The sequence below is a fragment of the Rhizocola hellebori genome (genome assembly GCF_016862955.1).
GTDB classification, from domain to species: Bacteria; Actinomycetota; Actinomycetes; order Mycobacteriales; family Micromonosporaceae; genus Rhizocola; species Rhizocola hellebori.
This window is the reverse complement of record NZ_BONY01000010.1, coordinates 43,823-70,694: the sequence shown is the minus strand read 5'-3', so window position 1 is coordinate 70,694 and position 26,872 is coordinate 43,823. Positions and strand designations below refer to the sequence as shown.

13 protein-coding genes are annotated in these 26,872 nt (G+C 66.7%); 4 read left to right on the top strand and 9 right to left on the bottom strand.

Going from position 1 to position 26,872, the window contains the following annotated elements:
* Positions 1-12: 12 nt before the first annotated feature.
* A complete protein-coding gene (locus Rhe02_RS09945) occupies positions 13-696 on the bottom strand; it encodes a DUF6348 family protein (protein ID WP_203907837.1) in 684 nt (227 codons plus the stop codon).
* Between the two features lie 195 nt (positions 697-891).
* Here Rhe02_RS09945 and Rhe02_RS09940 point away from each other — a divergent pair, with 195 nt between their 5' ends.
* A complete protein-coding gene (locus Rhe02_RS09940) occupies positions 892-1,707 on the top strand; it encodes a hypothetical protein (RefSeq protein ID WP_203907836.1) in 816 nt (271 codons plus the stop codon).
* A 6-nt stretch (positions 1,708-1,713) separates the two neighbouring features.
* Here Rhe02_RS09940 and Rhe02_RS09935 read toward each other — a convergent pair whose 3' ends face one another.
* From Rhe02_RS09935 to Rhe02_RS09915, 5 genes are all read right to left on the bottom strand, one after another.
* Complete coding sequence (locus tag Rhe02_RS09935; protein ID WP_203907835.1) at positions 1,714-2,211, bottom strand: hypothetical protein; 498 nt, start codon at positions 2,209-2,211, stop codon at positions 1,714-1,716.
* Positions 2,212-2,265: 54 nt separating this feature from the next.
* The gene (locus Rhe02_RS09930) at positions 2,266-3,042 is read right to left on the bottom strand and encodes a barstar family protein (RefSeq protein ID WP_203907834.1); all 777 of its coding nucleotides are present in this window, start codon (positions 3,040-3,042) and stop codon (positions 2,266-2,268) included.
* 69 nt (positions 3,043-3,111) lie between these two features.
* Entirely contained in the window at positions 3,112-9,843 is a 6,732-nt protein-coding gene (locus Rhe02_RS09925; RefSeq protein ID WP_203907833.1) for an RHS repeat-associated core domain-containing protein, read from the bottom strand.
* The gene (locus Rhe02_RS09920; RefSeq protein ID WP_203907832.1) at positions 9,843-14,396 is read right to left on the bottom strand and encodes a LamG-like jellyroll fold domain-containing protein; all 4,554 of its coding nucleotides are present in this window, start codon (positions 14,394-14,396) and stop codon (positions 9,843-9,845) included. The genes Rhe02_RS09925 and Rhe02_RS09920 overlap by 1 nt, the downstream gene beginning before the upstream one ends.
* The gene (locus tag Rhe02_RS09915; protein WP_203907831.1) at positions 14,396-19,030 is read right to left on the bottom strand and encodes a LamG-like jellyroll fold domain-containing protein; all 4,635 of its coding nucleotides are present in this window, start codon (positions 19,028-19,030) and stop codon (positions 14,396-14,398) included. Before Rhe02_RS09915 ends, Rhe02_RS09920 begins: the two co-directional genes overlap by 1 nt.
* Positions 19,031-19,351: 321 nt before the next feature.
* Between Rhe02_RS09915 and Rhe02_RS09910 the strand changes: the two genes are divergently transcribed.
* Positions 19,352-21,445 carry an FUSC family protein gene (locus Rhe02_RS09910; RefSeq protein ID WP_203907830.1) on the top strand — a complete coding sequence of 698 codons (2,094 nt, stop codon included), beginning with the start codon at positions 19,352-19,354 and terminating at the stop codon, positions 21,443-21,445.
* Between the two features lie 2 nt (positions 21,446-21,447).
* Here the strand turns inward: Rhe02_RS09910 and Rhe02_RS09905 are convergent, their stop codons facing one another.
* Positions 21,448-21,732 (bottom strand): YggT family protein, encoded by a 285-nt coding sequence (locus Rhe02_RS09905; RefSeq protein ID WP_203907829.1) that lies wholly within the window; start codon positions 21,730-21,732, stop codon positions 21,448-21,450.
* Positions 21,733-21,838: 106 nt separating this feature from the next.
* Between Rhe02_RS09905 and Rhe02_RS09900 the strand changes: the two genes are divergently transcribed.
* Positions 21,839-22,555: an SDR family NAD(P)-dependent oxidoreductase gene (locus tag Rhe02_RS09900; protein WP_203907828.1), complete on the top strand. Its 717-nt coding sequence runs from the start codon at positions 21,839-21,841 to the stop codon at positions 22,553-22,555.
* Positions 22,556-22,584: 29 nt separating this feature from the next.
* Here the strand turns inward: Rhe02_RS09900 and Rhe02_RS09895 are convergent, their stop codons facing one another.
* The gene (locus Rhe02_RS09895; RefSeq protein WP_203907953.1) at positions 22,585-25,089 is read right to left on the bottom strand and encodes an ATP-dependent Clp protease ATP-binding subunit; all 2,505 of its coding nucleotides are present in this window, start codon (positions 25,087-25,089) and stop codon (positions 22,585-22,587) included.
* A 211-nt stretch (positions 25,090-25,300) separates the two neighbouring features.
* On the opposite strand from Rhe02_RS09895, the gene Rhe02_RS09890 reads away from it, so the two are divergent.
* Complete coding sequence (locus tag Rhe02_RS09890) at positions 25,301-26,233, top strand: hypothetical protein (protein WP_203907827.1); 933 nt, start codon at positions 25,301-25,303, stop codon at positions 26,231-26,233.
* A 34-nt stretch (positions 26,234-26,267) separates the two neighbouring features.
* On the opposite strand, the gene Rhe02_RS09885 is transcribed toward Rhe02_RS09890, so the two are convergent.
* On the bottom strand, positions 26,268-26,858 hold the full coding sequence (locus tag Rhe02_RS09885) for a helix-turn-helix domain-containing protein (protein ID WP_203907826.1): 591 nt from the start codon (positions 26,856-26,858) through the stop codon (positions 26,268-26,270).
* Positions 26,859-26,872: the final 14 nt, after the last annotated feature.

Sequence of the window (26,872 nt, the reverse complement as noted above, 5' to 3'; positions counted from 1 at the left end):
CCTGATTGCCCATCAGTGAGCCCGGTCCCAGCTTGGGGCGTGATCGCCCTCGGCGTTGACCTTGAGGCGGTGACGCCAGGTGCGCGACACGGCCCACTCGGGCGAGACGAGCAGGACGAAGGCGCGGGCCACGCTGCCCATCGCGGTGCGCGGCCAGTCCATCTCGAATAGCGCTTGGGAGGCTCGCTCGTTCACCTTGCCGTTGACGCGCACCTCCGCCTCCTCGTGTCCTTCTCGCCCACCGAGGAAGAGCTTGATGCCGTTGAAGCTGCGTCTGTCCAACTCGGGCTTGATCAGCGGCGCCAGCCAGCCCAGCAGCGGCCGGTGCATCGCCCACATCTGCACCGCGGCGTAATCGTCGCCGCCGCCCCAGCCAACGACACCACCGGTGACCGATCGCCAGCCGGGGAAGGCGAGGGTGAACTCGTCGTGCTGGCCGCCGAGCCCGTGCCGCACATACTCCATCACCGACATGGCCGTGGTGTCGGCCCACGCGTGCAGGCCGGTGGCCATCGCGCAGTCGCTGATGACGACGCCGTTGTCGAGCACAAAGTCGATGTCGAGATGGCCCGGCCCGTCCGAGCCGCACGCCGATCCGTGCCGGATCGCCACCCCCGGCCCGCGTACCTCGTCCGCGTCGACCTCCCACGGACCGGCGAAACGGCACATGTGTTCGGCGATGAGTTCAAGCGACACCGGAGCACGGTAGCGTGGACCAGCGGTTTGCCGCGGCCCCTTTTCGGTAACGGCGCACAGGCCACCCGGGTGATGTGATCATGACGCTGGGTTGAGAACACTTGCCGACAGTCCCTTGAGTGTCCGCTTGGGCGACACCGGGTGCCTACGAAAGGGAAACGGCATATGCGCGTTCTGACGCTTTCTGCTGTGGCAATGGCCCTGATAATCGGTGCGGCGTGCTCCAGCGGGGAACAGACACCGCAGCCGGTCCGCTCCTCCAGCCGCCCCAACCCGGTCGTCACCACCCAAAGCGTCGCCTCCGGCTGCCATCCGCTTTACCCCGTGGGCCTGAACGTCAGCACGCGAGACCCAGCCGAGCTGCCCTACCTGCGTCAGGTGACCGCCTGCACCAACCACGCCGGCTCCGCCGTGCTGCTGCGTAACACCGGCGACGTCATCTGGACTCCCCGCACGACGACCACCCAGCGGGTGACCGTGACAATGATGAAGGACACCTTGCGGGCGCAGTCGTTTCGCACGATCTTCGACCAGACAGCCCTTCTTGTTCCCCTGACCGACCTGGTTGTCCCGGTGGCGCCGAACCTCGTCGAGTGGACCCTGGAACCGGCGCTCACCGCGGCCTGGCAAGCCCACGACCACGTCGCCGACCTGATTCAAAAGCATGGCGAGCAACAACTCTCGGACGCGCTGGCCGGCAATTCCAAGCGGCGCCAAGCCTTCGCCACCTGCACCCTGTCCGGATATCACGCCTACGAGCAGGCCGGCAACATCAGGACAGGCAGCCCGACCGAGGCGATGCTGGCCGGCTGGGGTCTGGCCACCGGCACCGGCGAATGTGCCCTGGCCTGGCGCGCCGCCGACCAGGCCGACGCCGCACGCAACATCCGCACCGCGACCTTCGCCGACGACCTGGCCCGCATGCGTACCAACGTCGCTTGGATGAGTAAAACCGACGACCTGCTCACCATCCTGGGACGCCTCGGCAAAGCCATCGTGCTGGTGCGCTGAGGCGTCTCACTCAGCTTCGAAGCCACCGCGTTCTCGGGCCAGCGCAAGCCATTCCAGCCAGCTGGCCCACCGCGCGTTGGTCTCCAGAATCGCTTTCTGTTCAGCCGGCACTTCGGCATACGCGGCCAGCGCCTCATCGATCTCGTAAGCCGTCACCAGCCAGCGATCGTTGGACAGGAGCTTGAACGAGGGGATCCCAGTCTTCCCAGGCACAGTTTGCATTCGCCACCGCAGAAAGACCTGATGCCGTGACGGCTCGCCGGCGTCGCGCAGAAAGTCAAGCCACGGCACGGGTTCGGCGTCGTATCCCATGCCGGTCAACTGCATTGTCTCGTTGATGTCGTAGAAACGGCGCACCGGGAACTCCGATGGACCAAGACTGAGCAGGCGCCACAGGTGCGCTTCGCAGTCGGGCTCATGGCCGCACCAACCGCCCGCAGCCTGACAGTCGCGAAGCTGGTACTTGGCGGCGGCGACATCGGCCAGCTCGAGGTCGATCCCCACGCGGCCATAATCGAGGGCTGGCCCCTGCCCGCGCAAACGGCTTTCTGCGCGAGGCTACGGAAAAATGAGCTCGACACCGTTCTCGCGAAGCGAAGACACCGCGATGTCCACACACGGCATCGGGCCGTCGCCGGTCTGCACCACACGGGTCATCGACTGGCGCGCCACCTCAAAGTCGTGCCAGATGAGGGTGAGCGCTCCCTCGACGCCGTGGCCACCGAGCAGGCAGTCGGTCACGGCCGCGAAGTTCGCCCCGAAGTAGCCGCCAGGGCCGTTGACCGCTTCGCCGAGCGCCAGGAAGTAGCCTGCCAGATCGGTTACCTGCCGGCCGTCGAGGTGGATGACTCGATCTCGCGAGTCGGAAGCGACGGGGGAAGCGCCGACTCGAACCACTTCGAGCCATGCTTCCCTGCCCTCCTCAGGCAACGCGGCCCACGAGTTGTTTTCGGTCGGCAGGCCCAGCCGCCTGCTGTCCCACATGGCCTCCGCCAGCCTGTGCGCCAAGAGTTGCGCATAGGCCGTGACGACGACCAATCCCGGCTCCTGGTAACGCATCCGGACACCCCAGATCGGATACGCACCGACAACCTCACCGGAGTGATCCAGAATCTGGACCGAAGCGTCGCCGGCCGAGGTGTCGACCGCATCAGCGGTGGAGATAGCGGGTCGAAGGGCACCGATCGTGAACTCGATGCGTAGCGGCGCGTCGTCGCCGGTGTCATCCCACCACTCGTAGGAACTGTAGGCGCCGGTGAAAAACCCGCGAAGGTCGTCGAACTCTATACGCCGCCATGGTTCCTGTTCGAAATCCAACGCGTATGTCGGGCCCAACAAAGTCTCCTCAGCCAAAACCGGGTGTGCGCAGGTTTCCAGCCTGCACACACCCGGGTGATGCCGGTGCTACGGCGTGTCGCAGAGCTCCGGGGGAAGTGTAGTGATTTTTACGTACTTGTTCGAGGTGTATCCGTACGAGTCGTACTTGGGATTGTGCAAGATCCGGAACTCGTCGGCGTTCACCCGCTGGCGCATCGCCGGGACTTCCCACTCCGTAGATTGACCCCAGCGTGCCGCATGAGCAGGCGACTCATGGCCCTGATAGATCTTTTGAACGGTGCTGGGTGGGGCATGTGTCCGTGGCGTTCCGTTGCCCGCCTTGATCCTTCTGATCTCGTCGACAGCCCAGTTCGGGTGGACATTGCCGGCGTCGTCAACGGGCATGTTGTGAACGAGGACGGCGGCGTCGCCGACCATGACATAGAAGCTGTGCGCCCCATTCACCGTGAGGTCGCTCATCCACTTCTCGCCCAGGTAGTTGTGCACCGCGACAACCTTGACCGTCGCCGCGCCCGGGTTGTGCAGAAGGTGACCCGGCTCCAACGACCCCGCATAGGTCCAGGCGCCCACGGTGAGGTCCAGGATCAGGTGATGCTGGGTCGTGCTGATGGTGTCGGTGTACTCGTCGCCGGTCTGGAAGAGATCCGGATCCACGCGCACCATCAAATCGGTCAACTTGACGTCAAGGTTGAGGAACCGGGCGGTGACATCGTATGAGCCGTTGATGCCGGTCTTCGGGTCCATCGCCAGGACCTGCTCGCCCTCGATGATGTCGCCGATGGCCTTCTGGGCACCGTTGGCCATGAGCACAGGCGTCTTCGGGTCAAAGCTGCGGCAGCCGCCGCCCTTGGGTTTGGCGGGCGGGCCGTCGCCGGCGTCGACGTCGGGACGCCTTGGCCTGCCCGGTGCGAGCTTGTTGGCCTTGGCCAGGTCGGCTGCCTCATCGGCGTACTTGGCTGCCTTGCCCAGCGCGCCCAGAGCCCGGCCGCCCGGGATGAGATCGGTGATGCCCATCGCGCAGTCCAGCGACATGCCTTCCTTGCATGTCTTGAAGGTTTCGATGGCCCCGATCGCCGTCGACGCCGCACCGAGGAACGGTGCGACCGCCTGAAGCGGTGGAACCACCGCACAGACCATCGCGGCCACACCCAGCACCGTGGAGATGGTGCCGGCGTTGTCGTAGACCCAGGTGCCGGCCGCCTTGACCGCGCTGGCCACGGAACTGACCTGCTGCTGCACCACGTTGTTGACAGCACTGAGCGCCTTGTCGGCCCACTTCGGCCACAAACCGTCCGGATCGGAGGCCGTCACCGGAGAGTTGTTGGCGTAGGAATAGCCGTGCATCTGCTGCGGGTCTTTGCTGTCGATCACCGGGTCGACCGAGATGAACCGGCCGATCAGCGGGTCGTACTCGCGGGCGCCCAGATGGGTCAGCCCGGTGTTGTCCTTCGTGCCACCGACGAAACCCTTGTCCATCGCCGACGGCCAGGTGCCGGTGGTCGACCGCAGCTCACCGAAGGGGGTTTGCCGCCGGATCGACGTGGCCTGGCCGACCGCGTTGACGCTCAGGTTCGCGGTGCCGTGGTGGTCGGCCGCCAGCCACACCAGCCCGCTGGAGGTGCGGGTCGCGATGGTGCGCTCGGCGTGGGTGTAGTAGCGGGTGCATTTCTTGACACCTGACTGGTAGCGCAGCTCCTGACCCGGAAGGTAGAGCGTCTTTCCGGTCGGGTCCTTGCGGATCAGCCGGGAGCCGTCCACGTCGTAGAGGTAGCTGGTGGTGCCGGTGGTATCGATCGACGTGGCCAGGTGACCCTCGACGTCCCAGCTGAGAGTCTGGGTGCCGGCCGTTGCCGTAGGACGCTTTTCGGTGTTGCCGGAGGCGTCGTATTGGTAGGTGCCCGCCTTGGTGCCGGTGTCGTCCACTGTGGACGTCGCGGTCAGCTTGTGGGCGCCGCCGGGCACGGTGTAGGTGGTGGTCTTCTCGCCGGTGGCGGTGGTGTGCTCGATGAGCTTGCTACGGGTCCCCGTCGTGTCATATTCATACGAGTGCCAGTACTTGGCCGGCCCGCCCAGCGCACCGGCCGTCGGGTCGAGCACACAGTTGTCGGTGTCGGGTGTCCACGCCTCGGTGAGCCGGCGCAGGTGGTCGGTACGGAAGCACTGGCGGTCGCCGACCGCCTGATCGACGATCTTCGTGACATTGCCCATGCCGTCATAGCTGAACCGAACATCGATGTCGGCGACGGAACCCTGCTGGCGCTTGGTGATGATCTGAGCCAGCCGCCGGGTTTCGGTCTCATACGTGTTGCCGACATCGACCCAGTCACCGGCGTTGTTGCGCAGGTGCAGCGCGGCGATCTCCCCGAAGCTGGTGTATTCGGTCTCGGGGGTGTTCGGATCCGGCTTGTCCAGATAGGTTCCGCCCACCAGTGAGGTGTTCAACGTGAGCGGCTTGCCCAAACTGTTGTAGCCGTAGGTGAGCGTCTCCTGGCCCAGGCTCAGGTCACCGAGGGCCGGCATCCGCAGGGTTTCCGGTGAGCCGTCCTGATAGTAGGTGTAGACGTAGGAGTAGGCGCCGTTGAGCCCGGTGGCGAAGGCGCTGTTCGGGATCGTGTACTTGACGCTGGTCGGTTTGTAGTCCTGCGTGTAGCCGACGTGTTCCTTGATGTACTGATCGGTGCCGTCCCAGCGGATCGTCTTGGTGACCTGCCCGTAGACGAAGGTGCCGTTGGACAACCGGTCGTAGACCCACTCGGCGCGCTTGGGGCCGGTGTCCGAACCCGAGCGCAGAGTTGTCTTACGCCCCACCGCGTCATAGGTGTAGGCGAGGACCTCGTTCTTGCCGTTCTTCGTGGTCAGCACGTCGCTGGAGTCGTTGAACGTGGTGGTCGTGGTGCCCTTGTCCGGGTCGATGCTCACGGTCTGGCGGCCGGCGAGGTCGTACTGGTACTCCCACTTGATGTTCGCCGCATCGGTGACCTTGGTCAGCTGGTTCTTGCGGTTGAAGTCGTACGTGGTCTTGTCATAGCCCGTCGTGCCGCCGACCGGATAACCCGGCCGGTACTGGCGCAGCTCGACGACGTTGCCGCGGGCGTCAGTGAGGCTGGAGGTCGATGTGCCGCCCTGCGGTGGCGTGACATCGGTGCGGTCCCCGCCGTAGACAGTGGTCGTCTTCCACATTTCGGTGCCGCCGGGGCTGCCCGGAGCACCGTCCTTCTGCTGGATCTGGGCGACATCGCGGCCCGCGCCGTCGTACTGGGTGACCTTCAGCGAGGGGATGTTTCCGGTCGCCACATACAGTTCCGTGCTCGGGGCGACCCCGGCGACGTACTGGTCGTGTGTTTTGAAGGTCCGCCCGGCCGAGTCGTAGAAGGTCTCGGTGACGACCGTCTTGTTGGGGTTGCCGGCATGGTCCGGGTCTTGCGTCTGGCGCATCCGCAACAGGTTGTCGTAGAGCTTGTACGACGTGATGTAGCCACCGGCCGGGTTGAGGCGCTTGGTGGTGACCACGGTGGGAGCGGCGTTGCGGATCAGGTAGTCGTAGACCACGTTGGCCGGCTGCGGCGCCTCGCGACCCGGATACCACACCGACGTCAGGCGTCCCAGGCCGTCGTAGGCGAAGGTCACCTTGCGGCCGTTGACATCTGTCGTCGACGTCGGCACACCCCAGGCGGGCTCGTTGACCGTGGACTTCACCCAGCCGAGGTGGCTGGTCTCGGTCCGCGAAATCTCCGGTCCGCCTGAAGCCGGCGTGTAGGTCGTGGTCGTCTTGGCGCCGCGGGTGTCCCACGACTCATGAACGCGGCCGTGAAGGTCGTAATTGGTGATGCTCGCGGTGAAGTAGGTCGGGCTGCCACCGTTGAAGGTCTTCATCGTCTCCGTTTTGGTGACGTTGCCGACGGTCGGTGCGACGTTCCAGGCCAGGCCGTCATACGAGGTCAGATCGTCGCTGACGGCGTCGTCGTCGGTGAGGCCGCCTAGCCCGACCTTGGTGCAGTCGACGGCGTAGGTGCGCGACCGCGCCACCCGATCCACCAGGTTGATGGCGGTGTTGCGGATGTAGTCAGTCAGGGTGCACTTCTCGTCATCGGCCTTGGCGGTGTCGCCGAAGTCCTCCACCTTCGTGGGCATGGCATAGGCGTCGAAGGTGGTGACCGTCTTGGTCAGCCGGGGCGCACGCCCGCCATCCATCGCAGTGCGTGAATGCGACACGGCGAGGTTGATGATCCGGGCGTACACGGTGGTGCCGTCGAGGGTGCGGGTCGCGGTGGGCGCCGACATCCAGGGCTCGCCCGCCGTCGCCGACACCTCGGCGCCGGCGGGGCCGTTGTAGGTGATGGTCTCGCGCACCAGGCCGTTGTAGGGGTCTTCGTCGTTGACCGCGGGCACATTGCCGATGGCGATCGCCGGCATGACGATGTTTCGGGTCCCCGACGGCAGGTGATCGCCATGCATACCCCGGAAGTAGCGGGTCTCCACCTTGGTCTGCACGTCGGTGCCGTCGCCCTTGGTCGTGACGACAGCGCCATAGCCGCGCCATCCGGCCCAGGTTTTCATCTCCTTCTTGGTCATGCCGTCTTCGTCGCTGTAGTGCCAGGACGGGGTACCCACATAGTCGTAGTGGGTGATCGCACGCCCCGATGATCCGGTCAGATCCGACTCGGTCACGTCTTTGACCACATACTTGTGGAAGTAGTCGTTGATCGGATCGGTGTAGCCGGGAGGCGCCCACTTCACCGGATAGCAGCGCAGGTTGTTGTCCTGCAACGCATCCTTGTTCGGTATCCGGCCGGAGTTCTTGTCGCAATCCGCCGGGTAGTAGGTGACCCCGAGCTTGCCGCCCGACTCGGAGTTGACGGTGGTGACCCGGAATTTGTTCATGGCCGGGAACTGGTCGCCGTTGGTGTCGACCCGGTTCGGCCGCAGCTCACCGACGAAGGTCACGTCGGGAAGGTTCTTCTCGCCGCCGACCAGGCCCACGTGGGAAATCTTCTCCAGCCACAGCGCCGGAGTGATGCCCACGCCGCCGTCGAGCGGGTCTGGGAACGTGTGGGTGAAGCCCCACCGCTCCACCGGCCGGTAGGCCGAAACGCCGTCCCACACCTCGGTCTGGATCGAGGAGATCCGCTTGGTCATCCAGAAGGTGGGCGAGAAGTTGTTGCAGGGGCTCGCCGCGCAGTCCTTGTCGGTCGGCACGTCCGGGAAGTTCGTCGCCGTCCTCGGTGCGGCACAGTTTGCCAGGCAGCGGTCGGCGAGGTTGAACAGCACCCGCATCGGGGCGCTGCCGGTGACCGCGGTGTGCGTGCCGTATTCGATCTTCTCGAGGTAACCGGCCCGGTCGTAGGAAACCAGGTTGGTGGTCGAGTTGTTCATGCCGTACTTGTTGGTGTCCTTGGTGTACGTGTACGACATCGTGTTGCCGTGCAGGTCGACCACGTAGTCCAGATACCAGCGGTAGGTCTGCGTGCAGTGCGACGCCGCGAAGGTGCTCAGGTGGCACGGCTCGTTGACGTGGTTGCCGAAAACCTCGGTGTTCAGCGTCGAATTCGCACCGGCCCGGCCACCGAACCAGTACTGGGTGCCGTCGGTCGTGGTGGCGACCCACCACTCACCGTCGTTGTCCCCGTTGGAGGCGCTGTACTTGCGCTCGATGACAGTGCCGTCGTCGTTGCGCAGATGCCATTTGTTCTCCACGGCATTGTCCTTGATCAGCTCACCGGCGTGGCCGGAAAGCGAGATCATGGCGTTGTCGGTGTCCCAGCACTGGTCGCCGGTTTTGGTGCTGTTGTTGGCTCCGGCGCCCATGTCCTCGGCGCAGCTGTTGTAGCGCCGCTCGATCGAGCCCGGCTGCCAGTCGAAACCCTCACCGAACCAGGAGGGCTGGCTGTTCGAGGCGGCCATCCGGCCGTCCACACTGGCCGAGGAGTAGTTGACGCTGATTTTCGGCGTCGGGCCGCCCAGGCCCGGGGGTGTGCGCAGCGGGTAGCTCCATGAGAAGTCACCCGAGTTGGAGCCGCCGGTCCAAGTGGCCGAAGGCGCAAGCGACGTGGCGCTGTAGTCGCCCGCCGCGCCGGACGCTCCGGCGGTCAGCGCCACCAGCGTGCCGCCCGAGCCGCCCAGGCTGGTCGCGAACCGGTTGGAGGTCTGCGTGCCGGACGCCGCCACACTGACCTCGCCCGAAATCACGCCGCTTCGCACATCGTTGCGCGACTTGACTTCATACCCTTGGCATTGGGCCGCCGCCGGTGAGGTCAGGAAGCAGTCCGGCAGCACCCGCAGCTGAAGGCGAGTGGCCCAGTCGCCGCCGTAGGCGTACCGGAAGGCGCTGTAGTCCAAGCCGAACTCGGCCGAGCCCGCCGAAGCCACCCCGTCGGCCCGTGAGAGCCGCACCAGCAGGCCGTCGACTCCCAGCGACTTGCTGACAGCTCGATCGTAGGACTGCACCTGAATCTTCTCAGGCCCGTTGGTGCTGCCCTTTCCCAGCCGCACAGGCAAGCCTGCCGCCGCGACCATGGGCACCGAGGCCGACCCCTGAATCCGCGGCGACGGCAGCGCCACCTCCGCGTTGGTGGCGGTGGGCCACACCGGCGCCGGCGGGCTGAACGGCTGTCCCGTCTTGACGCGCTCGATGAGCTTCGACTTCACCGTGTAGCCGTCGACTACGGATTCGGCCTGTGGCTTGAGGTGTTCGGCCGGCTTGGCCGATGCCGGCGGCACATGGAAGGTGGATGCCAGCAGGACACAGCTGGCGAAGGTCGCCAATCGCCGGGTCCACCGGCTGCCCCGTGTGTGTGTCATCAATAAACCTCGACCTCGTAGATGCGAGCGGCAGGGTTGCCGCTCTGAGCGGGGGTTTGCACCGCAAGGCGGACATAGCGTTTGGTGACAGTCGCGAATGGATGGTCGGTCAGGCCGCGCGTGTTGCCGGTCACGGTGGCCACCGTGGTCCAGACGGCGCCATCGTCAGACACCTCGATGGTGAAGTCGCGCGTATTGGAGTCGGTGGACTCTCCGCCCTGCTCGGCATGACGGATCGTGATCGCGCGGAACGGCCGGGCCGTACCCAGGTCGATGCGCAGCCACTTGGAGGCGCCCAACGAGCACCACTTGTCCACCGAGGAGGCCCACCTGCCGTCGACGGCTTTGGCCGCGCTCTCGTCGGCGTTACAGGTTGAGTCCGCGGTCGCGGTCCTGTTCAGGGCGATGTTGGGTACGAAAAGCCCCTGGTAGGCAACAACTTCATCGATGTTGCCTGCCCAGTGGTCCACCTCGTGCGCGAAGTCGCCGGGTGCCGCGCTGGTCCACCAGGCGCGTCCCACGCTCAGCGATCCGGTGGCGTCCCAGCCGGCCAAGGCCCGGGTCGCGGTCGCCACCAAGGCGTCGTTGACATGCAGCGTCATGGCGCCGGTGGAGGCGTTGTAGCTTGCCGTGAGCTTGGTCCACACGCCCTGATCGGCGACGGTCAACGGGGTGGGCGAGCTGGCCGCGGCCCATGCCGCCGTTACCTCGTCGGTCTCCTTCATGGCGAACGACCACCGGGGTGTGCCCGAGACATTGCGGTAGCCCAGATAGAACCCGCTGAAGAGCTGACCGTCCTGCCCCAGCACCTGATGGTTGCCGGTCATGTCCGCACCGTTCGCGATCTTGGCCCACGCCGACACGGTGAACGACTGATCCGTGTGCAGCACCTGGCCATCGGTGACCATCGAGTCATCGACGCCGTCGAGTTGCACGCCTGTCCCGGTCTGGCCCGACTGTCCCAGCGGAATCGTGACACCGTTCTGGTAGTTCAAGTCGTGTCCGTAGGCCGACGAATCCGCTGACGGATCATAGCCGGCGTCGAAGTGCCACAGGCCGACCTTCGAACCCCAAGCCGCGTCGTCGGGATTGACCAGCGCCCGCACCTCGTCGGAGGTGATGGCCCTATCCCAGGCCTGTACCTCGGCCAGGTTGCCGACCCAGCGCTGCGGCGAGCTGCCGCCGAGCAGGGTGGGGCCGTTGGCGTCCCACATCACCACGTTCGGCTCGGCCCGCTCCAGCACGCCGTTGACGTAGATGCGCAGCTCTCGTGCGGCCGAGTCGTACTGGCCCACCAGATGGGTCCAGACATCCTTGCGTGGCAAGGTGCGGGCGATCGCCGCCGCATAGCCGGGAGTGGAGCTGTCAGCCGAGGTCGCGGTGAACTTCCATTGCCCCGCCCGCTCGTATTCGAGCAGGAACGCGCTGGTGCTGGTGCCACCCTGGCTGATCACCGTGTGCGAAGTGGCCAGATCGCCCAGCTTCACCCACGCGGCGACGCTGAAGCTCTTGCTGGTGTCCGCGATCGCCGATGAGGCCGTCGCCGCGTTGTCGTCGCCGTCGAAGCCCGCCGAAGGCTGACCGCCCACGATGCGGCCCGGCTGCTGAAGCGTGGCCCCGGCGACGGTGGCGGTCCGGCCGTTGCCGGTGTCGTCCACGAAAACCGTCGGTGTGGGTGGGTCGGCCGGCACGTCGTTCATTCGCCAGCGGGCGATCGCGTTGGTGGGCGCGGCCACGAAGAACTGGAATATCTTGGATTCCTCGTTGCCGGCTCGATCGATCGCTTTGACGTAAAGCGTTTTGAGACCACCGGACTGCGGAGTCCAGTCAATCGACACGCTGCCGCCCAACGTGCCGGGGGTGAGCGTGTTGCCCGGCGGGTCCGACCAGCCCCACTTGAACGTCTTCGTGTCCGATGAACTGGAGAAGGTGAATCTGCCGGTCTTGCCGACTGACCCGCGGGTCTGGCCTTCCACATAGATGTCCGGGATCACCGTCGGCACCGCGGGTTTGGTGGTGTCCACTTCGAACTCGCACAGCGCCGAGGTGCCGCTCCAGGCGTAACCGTCGTGGCTGCGCGCTGTCCAGACGTAGCGCACCGCGTCCGACAGACCGAGGGTCGCGATCGTCGACCTGGCCCCGCCGGAGGTCCGGGCGCCAGAGCCGGGATAGGAATACCACGTGCGCTCGCTCAGATATTGCGCGATCAGGTCGGCATTGCCGTCGCCGTTGAAGTCCGGCATCACCTTCGCGGTGTACTCGGCCCAGCCAGCGCCGATCTCGTATCGGTAAGGGCTGCCGGAATAGTAGCTGCGGGTGCCGCTGCCGAGGTAAAGCCACAGCTGACCGGTGGACGGGTCGCGGGCGATGACATCGGGTGAGCCGTCCTTGTCCCAGTCGATGGTGCCGAACGAGGTGTAGCCGCCCCAGCCGGCGCCGATCAGCGCCCGCGCCTGCCCCGACACGGTGCGCTTGCTCTCACCGGGATAGAGCCACTCGTCCCCGTTCGGGTCGCGCGCGAGGATGTCCTGGTGGCCGTCGCGATCCCAGTCGGCCAGGCCGAAGAACGTATAGCCACCCCAGCCGCCGCCGATCACGTAGTAGCTGCCGGTCCAGCCGCTCGGCCCGCCGACGTAGAGGCGAAGCTCGCCCGTGGTGTCGATGCGCCCGACTGCATCCAGATAGCCGTCCTTGTCCCAGTCGACCCAGCCCGCGAACGTGAATCCGCCCATGCCGGTGGCGATCTGCTGGCGTGGCTTGAGCACCGTGCGGTCACCGGGCAGCACGTACAGGACGCCACCGGTGTCACGCACCAAGACGTCGGTCTTGCCGTCGCGGGTCCAGTCCGCCGCGCCCACGATCTCGTCGCCGCCTTCGATCACCCCGGCGGTGGCGTTGATCGGCTCGGAGTGTCCCGGATCGACCAGCGTTTTGGTGAAGGCGCCGAACGAACCGTAGCTGCCGTCGTTGCGGATCCGGGCCCACTCATAGCTCGCGGTCAGCTTCTGACCCTCGTAATCGGACAGATAGGCGCTCAGCGCCGGCGTCGCAGTCTTGACGAAGGGGCGGTTGCTGCCTGTGACGCAAGCCTGGTTGTCGGTAGTCAAAGACGTGGGGACACCCGGAACGTGGTTCACCCCGACGATGAGCCGTGCCGTTTTCGCGTCGAACTTCTTCCAGTCGCCCGAGTCGGTCTCCGACTCGCCTTTGAGGCCCCACGTCACCGACGCCCAGCTGTCCCGGGCGGCGATCTCGATGATTTCCTGCAGCCGGCTTCCGGCGAACTCGGTTCCCTTGCGGGCCTGGTTGCAGGTGTCGGCGTTGCTTGAGCCGGCGTCGATGGAGTCCCAGCTGCCGCTGTTGTTGGCCCAGGTGGTGCCCGACCCCAGCCCGGCGTTCACCCAGCGCAGCTGGGTCCAGGCGGTGCCGTTGTTGCACAGCGACGAGTGCAGCAGGTCGATGGTGAATTTGGTGCTCGTGATCTGCAGCCCGACGAAGTCGGCGGTGGAGAACTGCCACATCGACCGGTAGTCCATGGTGTAGCCCACCGCTTGCCCGACCTTGGCGCAGTCGGTCTGATAGACCGCACCGCCCTTGCCTGGCTCGGGTGGACAGTCCTGCTTGTCGTAGCTCCAATACGACTGCGTGGTGAACTGACTGTTGATCATCGTCCAGGTGGGGGTGCTGATGGTCGGGTCGAGGAACAGCGGGAACACCGCGCTCGGATTGTCCAAGAGCGATACATCGGGCGTCAGCGTCAGGTGATCGCCTGAACGCGACACCGCGATGGGCGCGGTCTTGGCCTGCTTGCTCGGTTTGGCCGCCGTGCTGCGCTCACCCGGCTCTGCCGCCGAATCCCACATCCGAGGCGCATCCGCCACCAGCATCGCCCGGCCTTGGGCGTCGACGGCAGCCAGCGCGCCGTCGTGCTCTGTCCAATGCAGACCTTTCAGCTGGGTACCAAGGGAAAGCTTGCGCAAGGCCGGATTCCTTGCCGCAGCGCGATCCCTGACCACCAGCACCTCGCCGAAGCCGGTCTCCGTGGCGGTCACCACGAGGTCGACGCCGGGCAAGACGTTCGGATAGGTGGCCGTGTTGCCCGACAGCTCGGGCGCCGGCAACGCGGAAGGCCAGCTCAGCGACACCTCATTGCCGCCGCGTTTGCCGACCACCAGCGGTGCGGCGCCGCCGCCGGAGAAGGTGCTGTCCACCACCGACGCGCGGGGCGATATCGAGCCGTCCGCACGGCGTTGCAGGGTGGCGTCCAAAGAGGACCATTGTCCGTCGCGAAGCTTGACGCGCTGCGGATACGCATAGGTTTCCATCGTCCCACTCCCGTCGGGGTGGACGAAAACCTGCGAGGTTTCGGTGCGCCTGTCCAGCGCCTCCACCCGGCCCAGACAACGGCGCGCGTGCGCGAGTGCCGCCGGAGTGCTTGCGGCCGTGGGCTCGCAGGGCATCGAGGGCGCGGCGTGCGCGGTGCCCGGCGGGCTGACGAAGGCAGCTGGAACCAGCGCCAGTGCTAAAAGCACTGGCGCGAGTCGGATATTCATCAATACACCTCGACCTCGTAGATGCGGGTGACCGGATCGCTGTTCTGGGTGGGGGTTTGGACGCTCAATCGGATGTAGCGCTTGGTGACCGCGGCGAAGGCGTGGTCGGTCAGACCACGGGTGTTGCCGGTCACGGTCGCGATGGTGGTCCAGGCCGAGCCGTCGTCGGAGACCGCGATGGTGAAGTCTTTCGTGTTGGCGGTGGTGCTTTCGCCGCCCTGGTCGGCGTGGCGGATGGTGATCTCACGGAACGGCCGCGCCGTCCCCAGGTCGATCTGCAGCCACTTCGAGGCGCCCACCGAACACCATTTGTCCCCGGTGGACGCCCACCGGCCATCGACCGCCTTGGCCGCGGTTTCGGTGGCGTTGCAGGCGGAGTCCGCGGTCACCGGCTTACCCAGAGCCAGGTTGGGGGTGAACACCCCTTGGTAGGCCACGACTTCATCGATGTTGCCCGGCCAGCCGTCCACAAGAACTGGCGCGCTGCCCTGCTCCGACCACAGGGCCCGGCCGACCAGGAAGGTCCCCGTGGCGTCCCAGGCGGGTGTCTGCTTGACCGCCGAACCCATCAGCACGTCGTTCACGTAGAGCTTGAGCTGTCGGCTGTTGGCGTCGTAGCTGCCGGTGAGTTTGGTCCACACCCCTTGGTCGGCGGCGGTCAACGCCACCGAGGACGCCGCGTTGACCAGCGCACTGGTGTCGGTGTCGCTTTCCGGAATCGAGAACGTCCACTTCGCCGTCCCGCCGCCGTAGTGGCGTGATCCGAGCCAGAACCCGCTCTTGGCCACGCCGCTTTGGGTCACCGCCTGATAGTTGCTCGTCAGCGCCGTGCCCGGATTCATCTTCACCCACGCCGACACCGTGAACGACTGGTCGGTGTGCAGCACCTGCGCATCGGTCTCCATGTATCCATCCGGACCGACCTGCAGACCGGTGCCGAACTTGCCCGACTCCCCCAGCGGGATCGTCGCGCTGTTGCGGTAGTTCAGGTCGTGTCCGTAGTTGGAGGAATCCGCCGACGGGTCGTAGCCCGCGTCGAAGTGCCACAGACCGACCTTCGAACCCCACGTCGCATCGTCGGGGTTGGTCAGTACGCGGGCCTCGTCGGAGGTGATGGCGCGGTCCCAAACCTGGGCCACCGCAATCGATCCGTCGAACCAGGTGTTAGCGCTGCGCCCGATCCGGAACTCACCGGTGGCGTTCCACAGCGAAATCTGGTTCGAGACGCCTTCCAGCACACCGTTGACGTAGAGGTAGAGCCGCCGTTCCGCCGAGTCGTAGACGCCGGTCAGGTGGGTCCAGACGCCGAGCTGTGCCGGGCCGGTGGACACGGCCGCCTCCCAAACCGGCGCGGGACTGGTGTTCGGGCTGGAGGGCGCCCGCAGCGACCACTTCTGGGTCGCCTGGTCGTAGCCCAGGTAGAACGAGGAGAAGTTGGTGCCCGCCTGGGAAATGATGGTGCGATCCACCCCTGCGGTGTCCATCTTCACCCATGCCGAGACCGTGAAGCTCTTGCTCGTGTCCAACGTGGCCGCGCGCGCCGCGTAGTCGTCCACGCCGTCGAGGTCGAGCACGGGCTGACCGCCCACGATCGGGCCGGGCTGCTGAAGCAGGCCACCGCCGTGAAGTGTCAGCGGCTTTCCGCTGACCGGGTTGGTGTCGTCGATCAGCGTCTCGGTCGAGGCCGGCGGGTCAGCGGGCACGTCGTTCATCCGCCAGCGCGCGAGCGCGTTGGTCGGCGCGGACACATAGAACTGGAAGGACTTGGTCTGCTCATTTCCGGCCCGGTCGACCGCGGTCACGTACAACGTCTTCAGACCGCCCGACTGAGGAGTCCAGTCGATCGATACCGTGCCGCCCAGCGAGCCCGGCGTCAGCGCGTTGCCCGGCGGATCCGACCAGCCCCACCTGTACGACGTGGTGTCCGCGGAACTGGCGAAGGTGAACCGGCCCGTCTTGCCCACCGACCCCTTGGTCTGGCCCTCCACATAGATGTCGGAGGTCACCGTCGGCACCGCGGGCTTGACCAGGTCGACCTGCCACTCGCAGTTGCCGGGCATGTTGGTCACCGCCGAGGTGCCGTAGTTGCCGTACACCACGCCTCTGCTCGGATAGTCGTTGGCCTGTGAGCGGAACGTGTAGATGCTGTTGTGCCACAACGGAATCGTCGTCAGATCGCCAAACGCGTTGTTGTCGACGCCGCTCTTGACGCCGCTGCCGATGTCGGCGAAGGCCTGCCCGGTGCCGCCGAGCCCGGTGGCCAAGGTGGCGTTGGTGCCGCCGGTGTAGCGCACAGTCCAGGCGCCACCGTTGAAGACGGCGATGTCGTCCTTGTTGTCAGCGTTGAAGTCGCCGATGACGCCTTCATGGCTGCCGTCGCCGAGGTTGGCACTGAGCTGGGCGGTGCTGCCGCCCGAATACCAGACGTCCCAGGCCGTGGTGGCGGCGCGCCAGATCACGAAGTCGTCCTTGTTGTCAGCGTTGAAGTCGCCGATGAACGGCCGGTCGCCGGCGCCGCCGAAACCCACCCGTTCCCGAACCATCGCGCCGTCGGTGTAGGCGAGCCACCAGTCGCCGGTGGACGGGCGATAGATGATGATGTCGTCCTTGTTGTCGCCGTTGTAGTCGGCGACCAGCGGAACGTCCTGAGAGTTGACGTCGCCGTACAACTTGAAGAAGCCTGCGCCTCCATTGGTGTAGGCCAGATACCACTCGGCCGTGGACGGCCGGAAAATCATGGCGTCGTCGACGTTGTCGCCGTTGAAGTCACCCACCAGCGGAATGTCGCCGTTGACTCCCCACACCCGCAGCTGACCGGCGCTGCCGCCGGTGTGGGCGACATACCATTCGCCGCTGGAGGGCCGCCACACCACGAGGTCGTCGCGGCCGTCGCCGCCGAAGTCTCCGGTCAGCGGGATATCCCCGTTCAACCCCCATTGTGTGGTGGTGGTGGCCGACGACCCGGTGGCCTTGGCTGTCCAATCCCCGGTCGCCGGTCGCCAGAACATGGCATCGGCCTTGCCATCGGCGTTGATGTCGCCCGCCAGCGGCCTGTCGGTGTACTTCAGTTGGGCGTAGGCGAACCAGTCGTCCTGCCGGTCACCGTCCTCATCCCACACGTGCGAACGCAGCGTCGGTGTCGCGGTCTTGATGAAAGGCCGGTTGGCGCCCGAGGCGCACGCCTGGTTGTCCACGCTCAGCTGGTCGGGCGTGTTGGGCGGGGTGTTGAGCACGACGATCAGGGTGGCGGTCTTGGCGTCGAACTTCTTCCAGTCGTTGGAGTTGCTCTCGTCCTCGGCTTTCAGACCCCACGTGGTGTATCCCCAGCTGCTGTTGGCCGCGGCCTGCAACACCTCGTTGAGCCTGCCGCCGGCGTATTCGGTGCCTTTGCGCGCCTGCGAGCAAGACGACACGTTGCTCGCTCCCGCGTCGATGCCGTCCCACGCCCCGGCGATGCTGTCCCAGGTCGTCTCCGAGTCCAGATAGCCGTTGACCCATCTGAGCTGGGTCCAGGTGTAGTTGTCGCAGACCGAGGAGTGCAGCAGGTCGATGGTGAACTTGGCGCTGAGCACCTGCTTGCCCGGATAGCCTGCGGTGGAGAACTCCCACATCGACCGGTAGATCATCGAGTAGCCGACCGCCCGGCCGACCTTGCCGCACTCGGTCTGGTAGACCGCGCCGCCCTTGCCCGGCTCCGGCGGGCAGTCGGTCTTGTCGAAGTTCCAGTACTTCGTGGTGTGGTACTGGCTATTGATCATCGTCCATTTGGTGTAGTTCGGGCCTGGGTCGACGAACAGCGGATACACCGCCCTGGGATCGTCGAGAAGCGAGGTGTCGGGCGTGATCGCCAGCGTGGAGCCCTGCCGTGTCACGTTCACCGCGGCGTCGCGGGCACCGGACCCCGGCCCGCGCGGCGAGCTTTCGCGACGTGTTTCGCCCTCCTCGGCCAGCGTCGCGCCGTATTTGGCGGGCTTCGCCGTCGTCGGCGCGGATTCCCACATCCGGCCCGAGTCGGAGGCCATGATGACCCGTCCGTCGCCGTCCACCGCCCGCAGCCCGGCTTTGTCGTCCCAGCGCAAGCCGGTCAACGCGACGCCCAGCCGCAGCGACCGCACCGCGGGATGCCGGGCGGCCTGCCGGTTCTTGACGATCAGGACCTGGTTGAAGCCGGTCTCCGAGACGTTGACCACCAGATCGACATCCGGGTAGACATTTCTATACGTTGCGGTGTTACCGTCCAAAACAGGCGCTGGCAAGGTGTCCGGCCAGGACAGGTCCAGCCGGTGTCCGGAGCGGCTCGCCGAGGCGAAGACGCCCGCGCCGCCTCCGGACAGCACGATGTTGACCACCGATGAACGTGGCGACACCGACCCGTCGGTGTTTCGGATCAGGGTCGCATCGAGCCCCGCCCAGGTCCCGTCGTTGCGGCGCACCCGTTGTGGATAGGCGTGCTCCTCGGCGACGGCCGTGCCGTCGGGGTTGACAAAGATCTGGCCGGTCTCGGTCCGCTGGTCCAGCGCCTCAACGCGTGCTCCACAGCGCTTCGCCATGGCGAGCGCTGAAACGGAGTCGACGGCGCTCTGCGCGCATCCGGAGACACCGGCGGCGGCAGGGCTCAGGACAGTAAACGGCACCAATGCCAGCGAAACGAACAAAGCGAGTAAACGCGTAGCAACGCGCATCTGCACCAAGCCCCCGTAGCTCGTAACGGATACGGCCGAAGGCTAGTTAGCGGAAAGCCCGCTGTAAATACGTAACGTTCGGTAGCAATCTAATTCCGGAGAGCGACACGCGATCTCGATATGCGATCAAAACTTTTGTATACGTCCAGCGACAGTCCAATGTGGTGCTTGCTTTCTCACCGTCCACAAAGGACCAGAGTGAGGATCAGCGACGCCATTTTCACAGAAACAGTCAAACGGCCAAACGCGAAGCGAAGACCGCCTAGGCTTCGTATGGTGGTCGGTGTTCGGCAGTGGTTGCTGCGTCGGGACGCGGGCCTGCTGGCGGTGCGCCGGGCGGTCCGGGTGGCCGCTGTTGCCTGCGCTGTCTTCTATTTTTGCCGGTACCTGGTCGGCGACCCGGCCATGGCCACCTACGCGATTTTCGCCACGGTCGCGCTCGGTTTCCTTTCGCAGATTCCCGGATCGGCGACACAACGTGCGCTCACCCTGCTATGGTCCGCCCCGGTCGCCTGCCTGCTCGTGACCATCGGCACTTTGCTGGCCGGCCACCTGTGGGCCGCCACCGCCGGGATGCTGGTATTCGGTTTCTTCATTGCGTTCGCCGGTGTCGGCGGGCCTCGCCTGGTCGGGCTCGCCTCGGGAATGCAGCTGCTGTTCATCCTGCCGTGCTTTCCGCCGTATTCGCCTGACGCGCTGGGGTCACGGCTCATCGGCGTCTGTGTGGGACTGGGCGTGCTGGCGCTTGCCGAACGCACGCTGTGGCCCGCGCCCGACCCGGTCGGGTACCAGGAACGCCTCGCCGACGCCTGCCAAGGACTCGCCGGCCACCTCGCCGCCCGCGCCGCAGGCGACCCGCAAGCCATCGCGAGCACGCTGGCCGCAACGGAGAAGGCGGCTCAGGAAATCCGGCCCTCACACCTGCCGCCCGAAGCGCGCCCCGCCTCGGCGGGCCGAAGCGACCAGGCACTCAGCGACGCGGGTGCCATGGTGCGCTTCGCGCTGGCCCGGCTGCGCGAGATGCCACCCGGCATGGCCACGCCGGCCGCCGCCGGTCTGCTGGACACCTGCGCCCGCACCGCGCGGGCGGCCGCGAAGGCGTTGCGCGGCGCGCCTGCGCCCGACACCGAAGAACTCGCGGACGCCTTCTCCGCCTTGCGGCACTTCCCTCACGATCGGTCCGCGCCCGACGAACCCGACGAGATCCGGATGACCACGCTGGCTCTCGCCGCCGCGGACGGGGTGTGGACGAGCGCCACCGCGATACGCATCGCCCTGGGCGCCCCCATCGAGTCCGGCATCGCCAGCAGGCCGGTGCGCCGGGAGCGCTTCCCTTACGCCTACATGAGCACCATTCGGTTGTGGTGGCGGCAATTCGCGCTTCATCTCACGCCGAGGTCGGTCTACTTCCAGGGCGCCGTGCGGGTGGCGGTGGCGCTCGCGGCGGCCCGGCTGGCCGCCGGGGTGCTCGATCTGTCGCACGGCTTCTGGGTTCTGCTGGCCACGCTCACCCTGCTGCGCAGCCGCGCCATCGACACGCGTATCGCGTTGCGCCCGGCCATCGTGGGCACGGTGGCCGGGGCGGCGGCGGTGGGTGTGCTGCTGGTGGTGGTCGGTCCCCATCCCGGCCTGTACGCCACCCTCATGCCACCGATCATGGTGGTCACCTTCGCGGCCGGCACCGTGTTCGGGCCTGCCTGGGGGCAGGCTCTGTTCACCGTGCTCGTGACGCTGATCTTCACTCAGCTCGCACCGGCCAACGCCGAGCTGGCCGGGGTCCGGGTGCTGGATGTCTTGATAGGAGCCGCAATCGGGCTCGGCGCCGGGGTGCTGGCCTGGCCGCGTGGCGGCGGGGGCGAGCTGCGCCGGTCGGCGGCCGGTTTCCTCGACGCCAGCGCCCAGCTGGTGCGCCTCACCGCCGAAGCGCTCACTGGGCCGCCGCAGTCGCAAGACGGCGACCCGTCGGTGGCGGCTTTGGCCCGCGCCAACCAAGCCAAGGCCCTCGCCAACGCCTCGTACGGCATGTACCAGACCGAGCGCCACGCCGCGGCGGAGTCCACAATGGACTGGCAGGCCGTGCTGGCGGTCGGATACCACGTCGTGCGCGGCTGCGAATGGCTGCGCGACACCTACGCGCCGGGCGCGCTCAGCTCGTGGCGGCCGCTTGTCACCGCCTCGGCAAGCAACGTCCACGACGCCTGCGATGCCGCGGCCCATGCCGTGGGCGAGGGGCGCGCTGTTCGCTTCCCACGCGTGCAGGTTCCCCCACCTCCCGACCATCAGGTCGCCGACATGCAAATCTGGCTCGCCGGCGTCGCCGACGACCTGACCCGGCTGGACACGCCACCTGCTCCGGCGCGTCGGTAACCTCACATGCTGAGCACCCACCGGCGCAGCAGCAGCACCACGAAGAAGACCACCACGAACGACATGTCGAGGGCGACCGCGCCCAGCCGCAACGGCGGCAGCAGCCGCCGTACCGGCGCGAGGACCGGCTCGGTGAGCTTTTCCACCACGGCCGACAGCCTGCCCCGCACCGACTTGGGCCGCGGCGGCCGCGACAGCGCGGCGGCCCAGTCGAGCACGGCCCTGGCGATGAGCAACAGCTGGAAGACAAGCAACAGGGTCGCGATCATCGTGAGGACAAGGGTCATGGGGACAATGATGCCCCAATCCGCTGAACGAGCGCTGAGTCCGCGCGGCGCGATGGCGTCCAATAACGAGCGCACGTGAAACGATCACGGGAACTAGGCTGTCCGGATGCAGAAGGTGGCATTGGTGACCGGGTCTGCGTCGGGGATCGGGGAGGCGACGGCGCGGCGGCTGGCGGCCGACGGCATGACGGTGGTGGTCCATTCCCGGTCCAGCCGTGCCGCCGGCGTCGCCCTGGCGGCCGAGCTCGGCGGAACCTACGAGCAGGCGGACCTGTCCGACGAGGCGGAGGCGGCCGAGCTGGTCCCCCGGGTGCTGGCCAGCCATGGCCGGCTCGATGTGCTGGTGAATAACGCGGGCATCAGCTGGCCGGTTCCGCATGCTGACATGGCCGCGCTGAGCGCCGCCGACTGGCGAAAGCTCTTCGACGTCAACGTGATCGCCCCGTGGCTGCTGTGCACCGCGGCCCTGCCCGCGCTGCGGCAGTCGCAAGGCTGCGTGGTGAACGTGACCAGCCATGCCGGGGTGCGCCCCAAGGGCAGCTCGATCGCCTACGCCGCCAGCAAGGCAGCGCTCAACCACGTCACCAAGCTGCTGGCCGCCGCCCTCGGCCCCGACGTGCGGGTCAACGCCGTCGCCCCCGGGCTGGTCGACACCCCGCTGACCGCCGGCTGGGCCGACGCGCACGCACTGTGGAACGCGTCGAGCCCGATGCGCCGCCCGGCACAGCCTTGCGACGTCGCCGACCTCATCGCCGCCGTCATCGGCAACTCCTACCTGACCGGCGAGGTGATTATTTTGGACGGCGGCCTGAACCTTCGTTAGCTGGGCGGCCAATTCGGCTAGGGGATCGGTCAATCCGCGTAGCCGACGCCAACGAGGCCGGGGGCGTCGGGGTCGCCGACCTTGGCGATGCTGGTGAAGGTGAGGCGCGCGTGATCCGGGTCGTCAGGGTCGCCTTCGCAGTCGACGGCCGCGATCTGCCCGGGACGCAACTCGTTGACCAGAATGCGTTCGGACAGGAAGTCTTCGATCTCACGCTGAATGGTGCGCCGCAACGGACGAGCCCCCATCAACGGATTCCAGTCCTTCCTGACCAGGAAACGTTTGGCGCTGTCGGTGAGTTCCAGGCCCATGTCCCTGTTGCGCAACTGGTCGCGCACCCGCGCGGTCATCGTTTCGGCTATCCGCAGCAGCAACTCCTCGGTCAGCTGGTGGAAGACAATGGTGCCATCGATGCGGTTGATGAGCTCCGGGCGCAGGTGCTGTTCGAGCTCCTTGCTCACCTTCTGCTTCATTTGCGCGTAGTTTGCCTCCGAGGTTTCCGACACCTGGAAACCCAGCTGCACGGCTTTGGCCACGTCCTGTGTACCAAGGTTGGTGGTCAAGATGATCACCGTGTTCTTGAAGTCGACGACCTGGCCCTGACCGTCGGTGAGCCGGCCGTTCTCCAGGATTTGCAGCAACGTGTTGAACACATCCGGATGTGCTTTCTCGATTTCGTCGAAGAGCACCACCGAGAACGGGCGCCGGCGCACCTTCTCGGTCAGCTGGCCGCCTTCGTCGTACCCGACATATCCCGGCGGCGCCCCCACCAGCCGCGACACCGTGGACCGGTCGTGGTACTCGCTCATGTCCAGCTGGATCAGCGCATCCTCCGAGCCGAACAGGAACTCGGCCAATGCCCGGCACAGCTCGGATTTGCCGATGCCCGACGGCCCGGCGAAAATGAACGAGCCCGACGGGCGTTTCGGGTCCTTCAACCCGGCCCGCGTGCGGCGAATGGCTCTGGCGACCGCCCCGACCGCGTCGCGCTGACCGACGATTCGTTTGTGCAGCTCGTCTTCCATCCGCAGCAGCCGCAGCGTCTCCTCCTCGGTGAGCTTGTAGACCGGGATACCGGTCCAGTGCGCCAGCACTTCGGCTATCTGCTCATCGTCCACTTCGGACACTACGTCCATCTCACCGGCCCGCCACTGAAGCTCCCACTGCTTGCGCTGTGCCAGCAGCTGCCTTTCCTGATCCCGTAGCCGGGCTGCCAGCTCGAAGTCCTGCACGTCGATGGCGGAATCCTTGAGCCGGCGCACCTCCAGTGCCTTCTCGTCGAATTCGCGTAGCTCCGGCGGTGAGGTCATCCGGCGGATCCGGGCCCGCGCCGCGGCTTCGTCGATCAGATCGATCGCCTTGTCCGGCAGGAATCTGTCGGGCACATAGCGATCGGCGAGCGTGACCGCGGCAACCAATGCCGAATCCGTGTAGGACACCCGATGGAACGCCTCGAACCGATCCCGCAATCCCTTCAGGATCTCGATCGCCTCAGCCTGGGTCGGCTCACCGAGCTGGATCGGCTGGAACCGGCGCGCCAGTGCGGAGTCCTTTTCGAAGTACTTGCGGTATTCCTCGGTGGTGGTGGCCCCGATGGTCTGCAGCTCGCCGCGGGCGAGCATGGGCTTGAGAATCGATGCCGCGTCGATGGCGCCCTCGGCCGCGCCCGCACCCACCATGGTGTGGATCTCGTCGATGAACAGGATGATGTCGCCGCGGGTGCGGCACTCCTTGACCACCTTCTTGAGGCGCTCCTCGAAATCGCCGCGGTAGCGCGATCCGGCGACCAGTGAGCTGAGGTCCAATGTGTACAGTTGTTTGTTGCGAAGCGATTCGGGCACTGTCCCCCGCACGATGCGCTGGCACAGCCCGTCGACCAAAGCGCTCTTGCCGACACCGGGCTCGCCGAGCAACACGGGGTTGTTCTTGATCCGGCACGACAGCACCACGATGACGCGCTCGATCTCGCTGTCGCGGCCGATGACCGGGTCGAGTTTTCCCTCGCGCGCGGCACGGGTCAGATTCCGGCCATACTGGTCCAGCAGCGACGAGCTGGGCGAAACGATCTCCTCGCTCGTCTTGGCCGTTTCGCCGGTCTGATGCCCGGCCAGCAGCTGGAGCACCTGCTGGCGCACCCTGTTGGAATCGGCGCGCAGATTCTGCAACACCTGCGCCGCAACGCCCTCACCCTCACGCAGCAGACCCAGGAGGATGTGTTCGGTACCGATATAGTTGTGGCCCAATTGCAGTGCTTCGCGCAGCGACAGCTCTAGCACTTTTTTCGCCCGTGGCGTAAACGGCATGTGGGCCGTCGCCGCCTGCCGGCCTATCCCGGCGATCTCCTCCACCTGGCGGCGGGCGCCCTCGAGCGTGACTCCCAGCTCCTGCAAAGCTTTCGCGGCCAGGCCCTCGCCCTCATGGAGCAGGCCGAGCAGAATGTGCTCGGTGCCAATGCAACTGTGGTTGAGCATCCTGGCCTCTTCCTGCGCCAGGACCACCACTCTGCGGGCACGATCGGTGAACCGTTCAAACACGACACTCACGTCCTCACGGCGAGGCCCCACGCACCCCACCCGATTCAGGCACGCGAACGCGCAACGAGGGTGGTGTGCGCTGAGTCTGAGCCTCTTGGCGTTGACGCGCGGCCCACGTGGGAGGCCTCGCTACGCTCATGCCGGCGCGCGGCTGTTTCAGAGTACAACGCCGCGGCGTCGCGGACTTACCATGGCCGCCAAGGAGGACACGATGACAGGCAAGCAGCATCGACGATCCGTACACGATCGGGCCCGCCGGCGTGCCATCCGGGCCCACGCCGCCAGCCTCGGCATCTCCTATACCGCCGCAGCGCGACTGCTCAACGCCGGGAACGCGGCACCGGCCGGCGGCATCCCCGGCGGCTTTCCCGTTGGCACCGATGAACACAGAGCGTGGTTGTTCGCCATGCGCGAACAGCGCTCTTTCCGCCTGCGGCTGCAAGACACGCGCACGGCCGTGGACCTTCCGCTGGGCCGGGCCGCGCACCTGACCGAGCGTTTTCCGCCGTTGCGCCTGGCGCACACCACTCCGTCGAGGCCGGCCGCCCGGGGCGGGTCCGCCGATTGCGGGGCGCTGTATGCCGGCGAGCGCCGCCAGGTCACCCTCGGCCTGCTCTACGCCCTGCTGCGCCACGAGACGCCCGCGCTGCTGCCCGCCGCCGAAGAGCTGAGCTGGGTCGCCGAGCTGGGCGAGGAGACGGCCGTCGACTTCGTCTGCGCCCAGCTCGACCGTGCCGCGCGGCTGCGCCTCGACGAGGACCGCTGGTGCCTGTGGACGCGGATAGAGGCGGCGCTCGTGGCGGGTGAGGCCAGCTCCGACCGTGCGGTGCGCGATGCGGCGATCACGCTCGCCCGGGAGTTCCGCACCATGATCCCGCGCCGGTCGATCGAGGGCGCCCGCAACATCCTCGACGCGCTTCTGGTCGCCGTGCACGGCGGCTATCCACCCGGCGCCCGGGTGCGGATCCTTGCCGGGCCAGGAAAGGACGCCACCGCCACCGTCGTGGGCGCCTGCTGGCAGCACACAGGCCCACCGGCCCGCTATCGGGTGAGGCCCGACACGCTCACGGCCATCCTCGTCCTGCACCCCGACGACATGGCCCCACCCGACCAGCCGGCCCAACCGGAGCCCGCGCTGGCCTGAGCGTCCACATTGGATTGGCTTACCGGGCGTCAGATCACGGCTGGCGTTTGGGCGGGCGGGCGCGCACGTGCATCCGTTCGCCCTGCGGGCCGAACAGGTTGAGGACCTCCGCCGGGCCCGGGCCCGGGTTGGTGACGCGGTGCGGGATCCGGCAGTCGAACTCGGCGACCTCGCCTGCGCTGAGGATGAGGTCGTGCTCGCCGAGCCACAGGCGGATCTTTCCGGAGAGCACGTAGAGCCACTCGTAGCCTTCGTGGGTTTTGAGTTCCGGGTCGCCTGCGGGGGTACGCGGCGGAAGAATCTGTTTGAAGGCCTGCACCCCACCCGGACGGCGGGTCAGCGGCAGGAAGGTCATCCCGAAACGCTCAATCGGGCGCGGGTGCACCCGCGGATCGCCGGTGGCGGGCGCGCCGACCAGCTCGTCGAGCGGCACCTGATAGGCCTTGGCCAGCGGGAGCAGCAGCTCCAGGGTGGGTTTGCGCCCGCCGGACTCCAGCCGCGACAGGGTGCTCACCGACACCCCGGTGAGTTCGGCGAGCTGGGCCAGCGTCGTGCCGCGGCGTTGCCGCAACGCCCGCAGCCGCGGGCCGACCGCCGCCAGCACGGCGTCATCGCTGTTTGCCATAACGGCAACGTTAC